Source organism: Citrobacter sp. Cpo221, from assembly GCF_030332345.1.
GTDB lineage: Bacteria > Pseudomonadota > Gammaproteobacteria > Enterobacterales > Enterobacteriaceae > Citrobacter > Citrobacter portucalensis.
The window spans coordinates 280,488-293,807 of sequence record NZ_JAOWIA010000029.1; the positions used below are offsets into that span (position 1 = coordinate 280,488).

15 protein-coding genes are annotated in these 13,320 nt (G+C 52.1%); 7 read left to right on the top strand and 8 right to left on the bottom strand.

The window, feature by feature from the left end:
- Positions 1-148: 148 nt before the first annotated feature.
- The 4 genes from OGY72_RS02470 (at position 149) to OGY72_RS02485 (ending at position 4,640) form a co-directional block, all read left to right on the top strand.
- On the top strand, positions 149-1,390 hold the full coding sequence (locus tag OGY72_RS02470; RefSeq protein WP_126318905.1) for an MFS transporter: 1,242 nt from the start codon (positions 149-151) through the stop codon (positions 1,388-1,390).
- Between the two features lie 15 nt (positions 1,391-1,405).
- Positions 1,406-2,434 carry a sugar phosphate isomerase/epimerase family protein gene (locus OGY72_RS02475; RefSeq protein ID WP_286546612.1) on the top strand — a complete coding sequence of 343 codons (1,029 nt, stop codon included), beginning with the start codon at positions 1,406-1,408 and terminating at the stop codon, positions 2,432-2,434.
- Positions 2,431-3,582 (top strand): Gfo/Idh/MocA family protein, encoded by a 1,152-nt coding sequence (locus OGY72_RS02480; protein ID WP_286546614.1) that lies wholly within the window; start codon positions 2,431-2,433, stop codon positions 3,580-3,582. Before OGY72_RS02475 ends, OGY72_RS02480 begins: the two co-directional genes overlap by 4 nt.
- Positions 3,583-3,659: 77 nt before the next feature.
- Complete coding sequence (locus OGY72_RS02485) at positions 3,660-4,640, top strand: LacI family DNA-binding transcriptional regulator (protein ID WP_003831159.1); 981 nt, start codon at positions 3,660-3,662, stop codon at positions 4,638-4,640.
- Positions 4,641-4,643: 3 nt separating this feature from the next.
- Here OGY72_RS02485 and OGY72_RS02490 read toward each other — a convergent pair whose 3' ends face one another.
- The 4 genes from OGY72_RS02490 to OGY72_RS02505 all read right to left on the bottom strand — a co-directional run bounded on the left by OGY72_RS02490 (position 4,644) and on the right by OGY72_RS02505 (position 7,676).
- Complete coding sequence (locus OGY72_RS02490; RefSeq protein ID WP_148362287.1) at positions 4,644-5,888, bottom strand: mechanosensitive ion channel family protein; 1,245 nt, start codon at positions 5,886-5,888, stop codon at positions 4,644-4,646.
- 65 nt (positions 5,889-5,953) lie between these two features.
- On the bottom strand, positions 5,954-6,607 hold the full coding sequence (nfsB, locus tag OGY72_RS02495; RefSeq protein WP_003831162.1) for an oxygen-insensitive NAD(P)H nitroreductase: 654 nt from the start codon (positions 6,605-6,607) through the stop codon (positions 5,954-5,956).
- Positions 6,608-6,726: 119 nt separating this feature from the next.
- Positions 6,727-7,095, bottom strand: coding sequence for an MmcQ/YjbR family DNA-binding protein (locus OGY72_RS02500; RefSeq protein ID WP_008784040.1), 369 nt, complete (start codon positions 7,093-7,095; stop codon positions 6,727-6,729).
- Complete coding sequence (locus tag OGY72_RS02505) at positions 7,095-7,676, bottom strand: TetR/AcrR family transcriptional regulator (RefSeq protein ID WP_149281865.1); 582 nt, start codon at positions 7,674-7,676, stop codon at positions 7,095-7,097. Before OGY72_RS02505 ends, OGY72_RS02500 begins: the two co-directional genes overlap by 1 nt.
- Positions 7,677-7,866: 190 nt before the next feature.
- Between OGY72_RS02505 and OGY72_RS02510 the strand changes: the two genes are divergently transcribed.
- Both OGY72_RS02510 and OGY72_RS02515 read left to right on the top strand, forming a co-directional pair.
- On the top strand, positions 7,867-8,979 hold the full coding sequence (locus tag OGY72_RS02510) for an MBL fold metallo-hydrolase (RefSeq protein ID WP_286546620.1): 1,113 nt from the start codon (positions 7,867-7,869) through the stop codon (positions 8,977-8,979).
- A 17-nt stretch (positions 8,980-8,996) separates the two neighbouring features.
- Complete coding sequence (locus OGY72_RS02515; RefSeq protein ID WP_003021996.1) at positions 8,997-9,338, top strand: RamA family antibiotic efflux transcriptional regulator; 342 nt, start codon at positions 8,997-8,999, stop codon at positions 9,336-9,338.
- A gap of 22 nt (positions 9,339-9,360) precedes the next feature.
- Here OGY72_RS02515 and OGY72_RS02520 read toward each other — a convergent pair whose 3' ends face one another.
- Together OGY72_RS02520 and OGY72_RS02525 are read right to left on the bottom strand one after the other, a co-directional pair.
- Positions 9,361-9,609 (bottom strand): DUF1158 domain-containing protein, encoded by a 249-nt coding sequence (locus OGY72_RS02520; protein WP_148362285.1) that lies wholly within the window; start codon positions 9,607-9,609, stop codon positions 9,361-9,363.
- Positions 9,610-9,676: 67 nt separating this feature from the next.
- Positions 9,677-10,795, bottom strand: coding sequence for a YbdK family carboxylate-amine ligase (locus tag OGY72_RS02525; RefSeq protein WP_286546622.1), 1,119 nt, complete (start codon positions 10,793-10,795; stop codon positions 9,677-9,679).
- Between the two features lie 142 nt (positions 10,796-10,937).
- Here OGY72_RS02525 and OGY72_RS02530 point away from each other — a divergent pair, with 142 nt between their 5' ends.
- Positions 10,938-11,642 carry a GNAT family N-acetyltransferase gene (locus tag OGY72_RS02530; RefSeq protein WP_003831168.1) on the top strand — a complete coding sequence of 235 codons (705 nt, stop codon included), beginning with the start codon at positions 10,938-10,940 and terminating at the stop codon, positions 11,640-11,642.
- A 42-nt stretch (positions 11,643-11,684) separates the two neighbouring features.
- Here OGY72_RS02530 and OGY72_RS02535 read toward each other — a convergent pair whose 3' ends face one another.
- Together OGY72_RS02535 and OGY72_RS02540 are read right to left on the bottom strand one after the other, a co-directional pair.
- The gene (locus tag OGY72_RS02535) at positions 11,685-12,470 is read right to left on the bottom strand and encodes an SDR family oxidoreductase (protein WP_003831169.1); all 786 of its coding nucleotides are present in this window, start codon (positions 12,468-12,470) and stop codon (positions 11,685-11,687) included.
- 35 nt (positions 12,471-12,505) lie between these two features.
- Positions 12,506-13,303: an SDR family oxidoreductase gene (locus OGY72_RS02540; RefSeq protein WP_003831170.1), complete on the bottom strand. Its 798-nt coding sequence runs from the start codon at positions 13,301-13,303 to the stop codon at positions 12,506-12,508.
- Positions 13,304-13,320 lie beyond the last annotated feature (17 nt).

Consider the following 13,320-nt stretch of genomic DNA (forward strand, 5'->3'; position numbering starts at 1 on the left):
CGTCAGGATGGGATCGGATCCTCACTCAACGTTTATCGTGACCGTTCTCGCAATTTTGTTGCTGCTGACAGGATCTTTATTTTGTAATCGATTACTTTTCTATTGAATCTATTTTGTAATCGATTACTTTTTAAGGGTGGGGCAAAAAATGGTGTCAACAACCGAAAGTAGTGGAAAACAGAGCGTACAGTACCGGCTGCTGGTGCCCCGGCTGTCGCTAATGATGTTCTTACAGTTCTTTATCTGGGGAAGTTGGTCCGTCACGCTGGGGCTGGTGATGAGCCAGCACAACATGTCGCTGTTGATTGGCGATGCGTTTTCAGCCGGGCCCATTGCCTCTATTCTGTCGCCATTCGTCTTAGGGATGCTGGTAGACCGCTTTTTTGCCTCGCAAAAGGTGATGGCGGTGATGCACCTTGCTGGCGCGGCAATCCTGTGGTTTGTTCCGCAGGCATTGATGGCGCAAAACGGTGCACTGTTGATTGGTCTGCTGTTTGGCTACACGTTGTGCTACATGCCAACGCTGGCGCTTACCAACAATATTGCTTTTCATAGCCTGTCGGATAAGGACAAAACCTTCCCAGTGGTACGGGTGTTTGGCACCATTGGCTGGATTGTCGCGGGGATCTTTATCGGTGTAACCGGAATTTCGGACACCACCGGCATCTTTACGCTGGCGGCGATTATCTCTGTGATTCTGGCGCTCTACAGCCTGACGCTGCCCAACACGCCTGCACCGGCGAAAGGACTGCCGGTGAAAGTTCGTGATCTGTTTTGTGCGGATGCTTTTGCCTTACTCAAGGTCCGTCACTTTTTTGTCTTCTCGCTCTGCGCGACGCTTATCTCTGTACCGTTGGGAACCTATTACGCGTATACCGCGTCGTTTCTTGCTGATGCGGGCGTCGGCGACGTCAGTACGGCGATGTCGTTTGGTCAGATGTCTGAAATATTCTTCATGCTGGTGATCCCGTTCCTGTTCAGACGTTTGGGCGTGAAATACATGCTGTTAATCGGGATGTGCGCCTGGTTCGTGCGTTATGCCTTCTTTGCCCTCGGCATCAGCGAAGAGGGCCGATTCCTGCTGTATCTCGGCATTCTGCTGCACGGCGTGTGCTACGACTTCTTCTTCGTGGTCGGCTTTATTTACACCGATCGTATCGCCGGGGAAAAAGTAAAAGGTCAGGCGCAAAGCATGATCGTCATGTTTACCTATGGGATCGGTATGCTGCTGGGTTCGCAAATTTCAGGCGCACTTTACAACCGGCTGGTGGCGGGGCAAACCGTGCCTCAGGCGTGGACTACATTCTGGTGGATCCCGGCAGTCGCTGCCGCAGTGATTGCCGTGATTTTCCTTTTCTCTTTCAAGTATGACGACAAAGAGCAGGCGTAATTTTCAGGAGGGGTTATGAAAACCATCAAAGGGCCTGGCATTTTTCTGGCGCAATTTATCGGGGAGCGTCCACCATTTAACACCCTGGAGGGCGTGGCAAAATGGGCGGCGGAGCAGGGCTATAAGGCATTACAAATCCCGTGTAATCACAAGTCGCTGTTTGATGTCGAACAAGCTGCTGTAAGTCAGGCCTATTGTGATGATATTCGCGGAATGCTGGCCGGGCATGGGTTAGTGATTAGCGAATTATCTACCCATCTTGAAGGTCAACTGGTTGCCGTCCATCCGGCTTATGATGACGCTTTTGACGGATTTGCTCCGCCGTCTGTACGCGCTAATCCGCAGGCCAGACAGGCGTGGGCCATCGAAACCTTACACCAGGCCGCTGCGGCTTCACAAAGACTGAGGCTGACGGCACATGCCACGTTTTCAGGTTCGCTCGCCTGGCCTTTCTTTTATCCGTGGCCACCGCATAATCGTCAGCGCTTTGAAGAGGCTTTTCTGGAGCTGGCACGTCGCTGGAGACCGATTCTCGATCGCTTTGATCATCATGGGGTGGATGTTTGCTTTGAGATCCATCCCGGCGAAGATCTGCATGATGGCGTGACGTTCGAGCGTTTTCTGGCACTGGTTGATAATCATCCTCGCTGCAACATTCTCTATGACCCGAGCCATCTGTTATTGCAGCAGATGGATTACCTTGGGTTTATCGATGTCTACCACTCGCGTATTAAAGCGTTCCACGTCAAGGACGCTGAGTACCACGCCAGTAGCCGCAGCGGTGTCTATGGCGGCTATCAGCCGTGGCTCGATCGCGCCGGGCGTTTCCGTTCCCTGGGGGACGGGCAGGTTGATTTCAAAACGATCTTCAGCAAGCTCACACAATATGATTTCCCTGGCTGGGCGGTGCTGGAATGGGAGTGTTGCCTGAAAGACGCGCAAACCGGGGCGAGTGAAGGGAGCGATTTTATACGCCGCCATATTATTCCGGTTTCTGCACGCGCATTTGATGATTTCGCCGCTGGCGATGAGGTACGCAAATGATACAGGTTGGCATTATTGGCAGCGGATTTATTGGGCCTGCACATATTGAGGCATTGCGTCGACTCGGCGGTGTGAACGTGGTGGCGCTCTGTGATAGCTCGCTGGCGGTTGCCCAGGAACGCGCAGATGCTCTTCATATTCCTCATGCGTACGGCAGCGTTGAGGCGCTGCTGGCGCATCCCGGACTGCTGGTAGTGCATAACTGTACGCCGAATCATCTGCATGCCGACATCAATCGGCAGATTTTACGCGCGGGCCTGCACGTGTTTTCAGAAAAGCCGCTGTGTATGACGCCGGATGAGGCTCGTGAACTGGAAACGCTGGCACAACGGGCGGGAGTGGTGCACGGCGTGAGCTTTGTCTATCGCCAGTTTGCAATGGTGCAGCAGGCGGCCAGTATGGTCAGAAGCGGCAGCGTGGGCCGTCTGTTTGCCGTTCAGGGGAGCTATTTGCAGGACTGGATGCTGCTGGAGACTGACTACAACTGGCGGGTCGATGCCGCACAGGGTGGGGATTCGCGGGCGGTAGCGGATATCGGTTCGCACTGGTGTGATACGGTGCAATTCGTGACTGGAAAACGTATTGTCGAGGTGATGGCCGATTTGGCTATCGTCTGGTCGGTACGTAAAGCCAGCATTGCCAGTAACGCTACGTTTGGCCAGCAAACGGCTGATGTGCAATTTGAGGATAAAGCGGTTACGACGGAAGATCGTGGATCGGTGCTAGTACGTTTTGATGATGGCAGCAAAGGCTGCTTTAGCGTTTCGCAGGTGAGTGCAGGGCGCAAGAATCACCTGAGCTTTGAAATTAACGGTAGCCACTGTTCACTGCACTGGGATCAGGAAACGCCGCAACAGCTTTGGGTCGGGCACCGTCAGCAGGCGAACCAGATCCTGACGGACGACCCTGGATTGATGAATGCTGATGTAGCTGCCAGTGCGCACTTTCCGGGCGGGCATATTGAGGGCTGGCCGGATGCGTTCAAGAATATGATGCAGCAGTTTTATCAGGCTGTGTTGGCAGGCAAAATGCCCGCGACGGCAGAGCGTCGATTTGCGTCTTTTTCTGATGGTGCGGATGTGATGTATATCATTGATGCAATTATAAAAAGCCATCAGCAGCAGCGTTGGATATCAGTACAGCGCTAAACACGCATCCGGTTCGCCAGTCGGCGATTTTATGGTAGCCTCAACGCAAAGCGTAAACCGCAGGATGTGTCGTCGTTATGTCTATTCAAAAAATCGCCCAGCTTGCCGGTGTGTCGGTGGCGACGGTATCGCGTGTGCTGAATCACAGTGATACCGTCAAAGCCAAAAATCGCGAGCGTGTGCTACAGGCTATTAAAGAAAGCAATTATCAGCCCAACCTGCTGGCGCGTCAGCTGCGTACGGCACGTAGTTCGATGATTTTGGTGATGGTTTCCAACATTGCCAACCCTTTTTGTGCAGAGGTTGTTAAAGGTATTGAAGAGGAGGCGGAGAAGAATGGCTATCGCATTTTGCTGTGTAATTCCGGCTCGGATACAGCCCGCTCAAAATCGGCGTTGAAGCTCCTGTCGGGGAAAATCGTCGATGGCATTATCACCATGGATGCATTCTCAAAATTACCGGAACTGACTACGCTGATTGGCGATGCGCCCTGGGTTCAGTGCGCGGAATATGCTGACAAAGGCGCGGTTTCCTGCGTGGGGATTAACGATGTTGACGCCGCACAGTCGGTGATATCTCACCTGGTGGATAAGGGCTACCGACGAATAGCCTTAATCAATCATGACCTGAGTTATAAATATGCTCGTTTGCGCGAACGCGGCTATAAAGCGGCGCTGCATGCATTGTCGCTTGAATATCAGGCTGTGGAATATGCCAGTGAATTAAGTTCCAGTGCAGGAATTGCGGCGATGAAAACACTACTTGCCGCAGAGGTGAAACCCGACGCGGTGTTTGCCGTATCGGACACGCTAGCCGCGGGTGCGATGCGCGCTATTTTCGATGCCGGATTACAGATCCCGCAGGATATCGCCGTTGTTGGTTTCGACGGTACGGAACTGGCAGAAATGGTTTCTCCACAGCTTTCGACCATTGAGCAGCCCTCACGGGATATAGGCCGCAAAGCGGTAGGATTGTTGCTGAATAAAATAGAAAATCCTGACGCGCAGACGGAAAGGGTGATGATGGACTGGCGCTATATTTCACGCGCCAGTACCTGAGCTTTATCGCAGAAACGCGCCAGACAGCGCACGAATATCGTTTCCGGTAGGCGACTGATGAATGCGCAAGCCAAACTCTTCGACTACGGCAAATATATGGTCGAAGATATCAGCCTGAATACTTTCATATTCCAGCCAGACCACCGTATTGGTAAAGGCATAAATTTCAATCGGTAAACCATGATCGTCTGGCGCAAGCTGGCGCACCATTAATGTCATATCTTTGCGAATACGCGGATGATGACGCAAATACTCGTTCAGATAAGCGCGAAAGGTGCCAATGTTCGTCATCCGGCGGTGATTCAATACCGATTCAGGCGCATCTAATTGCTGATTCCACTCGCTGATTTCCTGGTGACGTGTGGTTAAATACGGTTTCAGCAGGTGGGCTTTATGCAACCGCTGACGCTCATCCTCATCAAGAAAATGGATACTGGTGGCATCAATGCTGATACTGCGTTTAATTCGCCGACCACCCGAAGCCGACATTCCGCTCCAGTTTTTAAAAGAGTCTGATACCAGTGACCAGGTTGGGATCGTGGTGATGGTGTTATCCCAGTTGCGCACTTTGACGGTGGTTAAGCCAATATCGATAACAGCACCGTCTGCGCCGTATTTCGGCATTTCCAGCCAGTCGCCAAGCTTTAACATATCGTTGGCGGAGAGCTGTATTCCGGCCACCAGTCCGAGAATTGGATCTTTAAATACCAGCATTAACACGGCGGCCATTGCACCCAAACCGCTTATCAGTATTGCCGGTGACTGGCCAATCAGCAGGGAAATCATCAATATTCCGACGAGGATTGCGCTGATTAGCTTGATGCCCTGGAATATGCCTTTTAGCGGCAGTTGCGACGCAGCAGGGAGTTTTTGTGACAGATTGAGAATAACGTCCAGCAGAGAAAACAGTGACAGCAGGGCGTACATCATGATCCACAGCTGTGCGCAGGTTACTAATATTTCTGCGGCTTCGCTGCCTTTCTGTAGCCAGAGTGCGGCCTGTATATTGACAATGATACCCTGCAGGGTGAATGCCAGCCGGTGAAATAACTTGTTCTGCGTGATGATTTGTAGCCACAGGCGGGAGCTGGCGTTGGCGCGCTTTTCAAATGCGCGTAGTACCACCCAGTGCAAAATAACGTGAACAATAATGGCGGTGATAAAAATAATGCCAAAAATCATCACCAGCGAGGTGGTGTGATTTATTTCAATGCCGAGTTCTTCTACCTGAGATATCAATTCCTGCATAATGTCTCCTTAATAAACAGCGGTCTATGATGACCGCTGTGCGGAGCTTATGCAAATGCGGAGGATTAGACTTCCGTCAGCGTCGTTTCCAGCGGCAGACGAGATTTCGGCAGCGCGGCGTTGAAATCTTCTACGCTGTGATGACCCACAGGAACCACCACTACGCTGGTGAAACCTTTTTCTTTCAGGCCAAATTCTGCATCCATGACTGCTGAATCAAAGCCTTCGATCGGCACAGCATCCAGACCCATCGCCGCAACGCCCAGCAGGAAGTTACCGACGTTCAGGTACACCTGTTTTGCCATCCAGTGGTTGTCATCTTTCAGTTCTTTGCGATGCATGTCGGCAAAGAAAGTGCGGCCTTTGTGGTTTGCGGCTTTCGCTTCAGGCGTGGCGAAACGACCATCGCTTTCTTCTTGATCCACCACGCGTTCCAGCCACGCATCGTCCATCGCCGTTTTGGCGCAGAACACCACGACGTGGGAAGCATCCAGCATTTTACGTTCGTTGAATACAAAGCCGCCGGCTGCGGATTTAGCCACACGCGCCTTACCTTCGTCAGTGCTGGCGACAATAAAGTGCCATGGCTGAGAGTTGGTGCTGGACGGGCTAAACTGCAGCAGCGTTTTTAATTTTTCGGCCTGCTCAGCGGTCAGTTTTTTATTCGGATCGAATGCCTTAGTGGAGTAACGTTTTAAGGCGACAGAAACAATATCCATAACTACTCCTGGTGATTTTTCATACCCTGCGGGTGCGTTTTGTTTCAGCAGGGTACAGGGTTAGCAGGAAAAAGATAAGACAGGAAAATGCAAAAACACTTATCGGGGTTAGCGATAAATCAACCTGGACGCAGGCGTTTTTGATCCCGCTTCGGCAAGCCGTCGACGACGCGGTGCCAGGAATCATTCACCAGCTCTGCCAGTAATGACTCGGTAATATCGTCACCAGGATAGACCGAGATCCAGTGCTTTTTATTCATGTGATAGCCGGGCTTAATGCTGGGATAGATCTGCTGGTTTAACAGTGATTTTTGCGGATCGGATTTCAGGTTAATAAGCGGCCGTCCGCGAAGCTCCGTGACCAGCATAAAAATTTTACCGCCAACCTTGAAGACATCGTATTCCGGGCCAAATGGCCAGCAGTGTTCGGTAAAAGGCAGTTCAAGCGCAAGGCGTTTCGCACAGGCAGGTAGGGTCTGGCCGTCCATTATTGTTCCTCGCGGGTCAGTGCTCGCCACATGGCTTCAAATCCCATCGAAATATAGTCATTTGCGCGGGCAGCGTCGCGGGCGGCGAACTCCATGGTGGTTTCTGCCAGAGAAAGAAACAGCGCGTCGCCAAAGGCGCGATATTCGTCAGACATAAACTCGGGTCGTACGGAACGATGACAAAGATCGCGCAGTTCCGGGAACATATCGTCAGCCTGCTGTTCTGTTTCTTTGCTGATTTTCTCGCTAACGGCTAACTGGCGAATCGTGCGATGCCCGCAGGTGTGGTTCAGGCCCCAGCTAATGTAGCTGTTCCAGATGTAGTGAGTCATGGATTTGGCATCGGTCACTGAGCGATCCAGATTTGCCATCATCGACTGACAAAGGTCTTGCTTTAAAAAGAGGTAAAGCTCGTTGATCAAATCATCTTTGGTTGCGAAATAGCGAAACAACGTTCCCTCCGCAACCCCTGCATTGCGGGCTATCACGGCGGTAGACGCCGCAATACCTGATTGTGCAAATGCTGTGGTTGCAGCTTCCAGTAATGCCAGTTTTTTGTCTTCACTCTTCGGACGAGCCACTACACTTTACCCTTAAGTCTGTAAAAAACATGATTGAATCACGGCGATTGCTGCGCCGCAACGGCGAATGTCAAAGATTGAAAATCATCTTGACGGAGAACTTTCGATTTCTATAATGAGTGCTTACTCACTCATAATCAAGAGTCAGTCGCGCAAACCAGCGGAAAGGGGGCGCGTTTAAGGTCAGGATATGAAGCGTCTCACAGTTTGTGTGGTTGTTATTATGCTTATTGCCGCAGCTGCAAGTTTACCGTTTGTACTCAATGCCGGGTTTGGTCAGGCACCGCAAGGGGCACAGCTGAGTCAGGTTGAACAGTCACCGCACTATCGTGATGGACAGTTTCATAACCAGGTGCCGACACCGGGCTATACCGGCAACAAAGGTATGCTGGCGGCCTGGTGGGAGTTTCTGGTCGCTAAGCGTGAAAATGCACGTCCAGCGCAGCCGTTACCTATGGTCGCGACCGATCTCGCCGGGCTTTCGCCGCAGCAGGATACCCTGGTCTGGCTGGGCCACTCTTCGTGGTATTTACAGCTGGCGGGTCAACGTATCCTGATTGATCCGGTGTTCAGCAATTATGCCGCACCGTTCTCGTTCCTGAACAAGGCCTTTGCCGGTGATTATCCATGGACTGCGCAGACGATGCCGGAGATTGATTTGCTCATCATCTCCCACGATCACTATGACCATCTGGATCTCGCCACTATCAAGGCGCTAATGCCAAAAATTAAGCGGGTGATTACACCGCTTGGCGTCGGGTCGCATCTGCGTTACTGGGGAATGCGCAGCGAGATAATCGAAGAACGGGACTGGAATCAGTCCGTCAGAGTGACGGATTCGCTGATCGTTCATGTGCTGCCTGCTCGTCATTTCTCGGGACGCGGTATCAAACGCAACCAAACGCTATGGGTGAGCTTCATGTTCGAAACGCCGGAGCAGAACGTTTATTACAGCGGCGATTCCGGCTATGGACCGCATTTTAAAGCCATCGGCGAGCAGTTTGGCTCTGTCGATTTGGCGATTATGGAGAACGGTCAGTATGACCAGGACTGGAAGTTTATTCACATGATGCCGGAAGAGACGGCGCAGGCTGCGGCAGATCTACATGCGAAGGCTGTGTTGCCAGGGCATGCCGGCCGTTTCGTTCTGGCGAAACATACCTGGGATGATCCATACAAACGACTGGCGCTTGCCAGCCGTCATCAGGATTACCGACTGCTGACGCCAATGCTGGGTGAACCGGTAATACTGTCCGAACCGGACCAACCGTTTACGGCCTGGTGGCAACAGGTGACTCAATGAATACAGGGGAGAGCATGATGACGATTTCTGCTCAGGTAATTGATACGATTGTTGAATGGATTGATGATAATTTGAATCAGCCATTGCGCATTGATGATATTGCACGCCATGCGGGATATTCCAAATGGCACCTGCAGCGTCTTTTTATGCAGTACAAAGGCGAAAGTCTTGGGCGTTACATCCGCGAGCGCAAGCTGCTGCTGGCGGCGCGCGATCTACGCGATACCGACCAGAAAGTGTACGACATCTGTTTGAAATACGGATTCGATTCGCAGCAGACCTTTACGCGTATTTTCACCCGTACGTTCAGCCAGCCGCCGGGAGCTTATCGCAAAGAAAATCATAGCCGAACGCATTAACAGCAGAGGGGTTCTCGCGGGCCTAATCCACCAGCGAGAACCAGCGCCGCCAGATGAAGCGCAGCACCAAATATTCAATCACGCCTAGCAGTAAAAACCACAGGCAAAACAGCAAAGTATAAAACTGATTGAGATCCATCAGATGAAAAATGGCGACGAGTTTTTGCGCCAGCACCAGGCCAAGCGAGGGGGCGGGCAGCAGCAGGCAAGACAAAAAAGCCAGTAGCAGGATCCCTGCGACAGTCATCAGTGATTCAAGCGGGTGTTTCATAACATTGTTAAACTTGAGTTAAAAAGCTATTGTCCGGGATCTCAGCGGGCAACGCAAATACCCACGCTTACAACCCCGCCCAAATCTCACAATGTTTTTTCACCAGGCCACTCAGTGACCCGCCTTCGGCGACAAAGTCACGCATGTTTTGTGCTTCATCATGACCATTTTTAACCTGCAGATGTATAGCTTCAATCGCGCTGGTTGCGCCCACTTTACCCGCAGAGGTAGCGATATTCTCCAGTAATCGCAATGTGTCTTCTGACAGGCGGCAGCCGTCGCCGGTATTGATGTCGGTGACGATTCCCGCCATACCAAAGCGACAGGCCTGAAAACGATTGAATTTATACAACAGGTAATCACGCTCATGGTGTTTGAACGGGCGTTTGGTGAGTAACCAGTGGGCGGTAGCCTGAATAAGTCCTGCCATATTGACCGCATGATCAAGGGTCAGCGGCGTATCCATTACCCGAACCTCTACCGTGCCAAAGTGCGGGCTGGGGCGGATATCCCAGTGTAAATCTTTAATGCTATCAATCATGCTGGTGTAAGCCAGTCGACGGAATAGCCCCTCGAATTCCTGCCAGTTATTCACCCATGGCATCGGGCCATTATCGGGAAATCCGGAGAAAATATTCAGGCGCGCGCAGGCAAACCGCGTGTCGGACGTCTGCATATAAGGTGAGGCGGCCGAGAACGCAATAAAATGGGGGACAAATCGCGACAGGCCGTGTAGCAGGTAAATGGCATCATCGCCGTTTGCGCAGCCGATATGCACATGTTGGCCGAATACCGTCGCTTGCTGGATAAGATAGCCAAAATTTTCCAGGTTGCGCCGATAGCGTTCGTCATCGCAGACTTCCTGACGTTGCCATTTTTGAAATGGATGTGTGCCACCGCCACAAATGGCGAGGTGATGCTCTGCAGCAACTCGCATAATTATCTGCTGCATAGCGGACAATTCAGCATCAGCATGGTCGATATTTCGGCAAACTCCGGTCGCCATCTCCAGCATACTTTCGGTGATATCGTGCTTCACTTCTCCGGTGGAGAGCTGCGGTTTGACGGCATCAATCAGCCGGGAGGAGTCCTGACTCAGGTCGTAACCTGGCGGATTGACCACCTGCATTTCCAGTTCAATGCCTAACGTAAAAGGGTCGGAAACATGAAAATCGGGTAGTGGCATAAGGCTCTCTTCCGCGTTGATTTTTAATCAGTATAGAAGGACTGCTGATTTTCTGTTCGTCGTCAAAATCACCCTTGCGACGCTTTGAAGGTGTAATGGCCGGTGTTATAACTATTTTTTACTTCGCTACTGGGGTTGAATCGTGCCGGAAATAAATCTTTATGGGCAGACCGTCGGCGATGTCGTGCCGGACTGGAATGGCGCTGCCGTACTGCCACGGGAAACGCTGATAGGGCAATATTGTCGACTGGTTCCCCTGGATGCCGACAGCCATGCCGCCGATCTGTTTGATGCCTACGCGCAGGCGCTGGACGATCGCGACTGGACCTGGCTTGCAAGCTCTCGCCCCACAAGCGTTGAGGCCGCAGCTTGCTGGGTGCAGGGGAAAGTTACTGATGCATCTCTGGTTCCCTATGCCGTCATTGAACAGCGTTCAGGACGAGCTGTCGGACTGGTGTGTTTTATGGCGATTGAACGAGAGCACGGTTCGGTCGAAATTGGTCATGTGACCTGGTCACCGCGTATGAAAAATACGGTTCTTGGCACCGAAAGCATCTGGCTGCTGTTACGCCAGGCATTTGCGTTGGGCTATCGTCGCGTGGAGTGGAAATGCGATTCTCTGAACACCGCTTCTCGAAGGGCAGCGGAACGCCTTGGGTTTATCTTCGAAGGTCGCTTTCGCCAGAAGATTGTGCGCAAGGGGCGTAATCGCGACAGCGACTGGTTATCAATGATTGATAGCGAATGGCCCCAGTGTGACGCCGTGTTACAGCGCTGGTTGGCCGCAGAGAACTTTGATGAACACGGGCGGCAACGAAAAACGCTGGCTGCCTGTAGCCGCGAATAAATTAACGCCCGCAGCTAACAATGGCTGCGGGCGTATTGCTGTTTACCAACAGATAAATCCGCCATCTACAACCAGGTCTACACCGGTGCAAAATGAAGCGGCATCGCTGGCCAGAAAGAGTGCCGGGCCCGCCATCTCTTCCACTTTTGCCATGCGCTGAATTGGCGTCTGGCTTTCAAACTCCCGCGTCTGATGAACCATTTCCGGTCGAGTATTCATCGGCGTGGCGGTATATCCCGGGCTGATGGAGTTCACGCGTATTCCTTTTCCAATCCACTCCATCGCCAGGCTTTTCGACAGATGAATCACCCCCGCCTTAGCGCTATTGTAATGGGCTTGTTCAAGGCCTCGGTTAACAATAATCCCGGACATGGATGCGATGTTAATAATCGAGCCACCACCGGATTCCAGCATCAGCTCGGCTTCGGCTTTACAGGAATTCCACACGCCAGTGAGGTTAATGTCGATAACGCGCTGCCACTGCTCGCTTTCCATTTCCAGCGCAGGGTTGGCGTTGGCAATGCCTGCGGCATTGACCGCAATATCCAGACGACCAAAGCGTTCCTTCGCCAGGGCTACCGCGGCGCGAAGGTCGCTAAGCTGGCGGACATCGCCCGTATAGAGCGCAGCCTGGGCGCCAATAGCGGTGATAGCATCAACGGTCGCGTTCAGCCCGCCGTCTTCGCGCAAATCAAAACAGATCACGTGCGCGCCCGCGCTGGCAAGTGCGCAGGCGATAGTCTGACCGATGCCGCTACCTGCGCCAGTAACGAAAGCGACGCGCCCCTCAAGATTAAACAGTTGTTGAGCAAAATCTTTTGTAATCATAGTGATGACTCTCTTAACAGATACCCTGGTGGGCATTAAGACATAATCAGGCCGCCATCGATGTTGATGGTTTGTCCGGTGAGATAACGCGCATCGTCAGAGGCGAGAAAAGCGACCAGTCCGGCGACATCCTCAGGTTTGCCCGCGCGTTTCATGGGGATGCCTTTAACCCATTCCGCCATCAGTTCACCTTTGCCATAGCGTTTTTCATCTGTGCTGAGAATTTCGCCCCAGACACGATCGTTGTAATCCCACATTTCGCTTTCGATTATCCCTGGGCAAAAGGCGTTGACGGTGATATTCCACGGTGCCAACTCATGCGCCAGGCTTTGCGTAATACCAATTACGCCCATCTTGCTGGCGGCGTAGTGTGGGGTATAGATGAAACCCTGGCGTCCCTGACCGGAAGAGGTATTAATCAGACAGCCCTGGTTTTGCTTAACCATATATTTTGCTGCTTCCCGACAGCAGAGCCATACGCCAGTGGTATTTACGGCGAGGACTTTTTCGAAATCGGCTTTCGGCATGCGGTCGAAATAGTCGATGGTGATAACACCCGCGTTTTGAATCGAGACATCAATGGTGCCGAAGCGCGCTGCGGCCTGCTCGTACAGAGATTGCACCTGCGCCTCATTGGTGACATCCACCTGCAAAGATAAAATATCTGCCTGATAGCGCTGACGAAGCTGTTCCGCTGTTTCGTGGACGCGCTCTGCATTAGATACCATCACCAGGTTTGCGCCGTCGCGGGCAAAACGTTCGGCGATACCTGCGCCAATCCCTCGACAAGCACCAGTGATGACAATTGTCTTACCATGAAAATCACGTTGCATATTTTTATCCCCTGTAT

Excerpts from the sequence above, each read along its gene's own strand:
- OGY72_RS02470 (WP_126318905.1), top strand. The coding sequence starts at position 149 with ATGGTGTCAACAACCGAAAGTAGTGGAAAACAGAGCGTACAGTACCGG.
- OGY72_RS02475 (WP_286546612.1), top strand. The coding sequence starts at position 1,406 with ATGAAAACCATCAAAGGGCCTGGCATTTTTCTGGCGCAATTTATCGGG.
- OGY72_RS02480 (WP_286546614.1), top strand. The coding sequence starts at position 2,431 with ATGATACAGGTTGGCATTATTGGCAGCGGATTTATTGGGCCTGCACAT.
- OGY72_RS02485 (WP_003831159.1), top strand. The coding sequence starts at position 3,660 with ATGTCTATTCAAAAAATCGCCCAGCTTGCCGGTGTGTCGGTGGCGACG.
- OGY72_RS02490 (WP_148362287.1), bottom strand. The coding sequence starts at position 5,888 with ATGCAGGAATTGATATCTCAGGTAGAAGAACTCGGCATTGAAATAAAT.
- nfsB (WP_003831162.1), bottom strand. The coding sequence starts at position 6,607 with ATGGATATTGTTTCTGTCGCCTTAAAACGTTACTCCACTAAGGCATTC.
- OGY72_RS02500 (WP_008784040.1), bottom strand. The coding sequence starts at position 7,095 with ATGGACGGCCAGACCCTACCTGCCTGTGCGAAACGCCTTGCGCTTGAA.
- OGY72_RS02510 (WP_286546620.1), top strand. The coding sequence starts at position 7,867 with ATGAAGCGTCTCACAGTTTGTGTGGTTGTTATTATGCTTATTGCCGCA.
- OGY72_RS02515 (WP_003021996.1), top strand. The coding sequence starts at position 8,997 with ATGACGATTTCTGCTCAGGTAATTGATACGATTGTTGAATGGATTGAT.
- OGY72_RS02520 (WP_148362285.1), bottom strand. The coding sequence starts at position 9,609 with ATGAAACACCCGCTTGAATCACTGATGACTGTCGCAGGGATCCTGCTA.
- OGY72_RS02525 (WP_286546622.1), bottom strand. The coding sequence starts at position 10,795 with ATGCCACTACCCGATTTTCATGTTTCCGACCCTTTTACGTTAGGCATT.
- OGY72_RS02535 (WP_003831169.1), bottom strand. The coding sequence starts at position 12,470 with ATGATTACAAAAGATTTTGCTCAACAACTGTTTAATCTTGAGGGGCGC.
- OGY72_RS02540 (WP_003831170.1), bottom strand. The coding sequence starts at position 13,303 with ATGCAACGTGATTTTCATGGTAAGACAATTGTCATCACTGGTGCTTGT.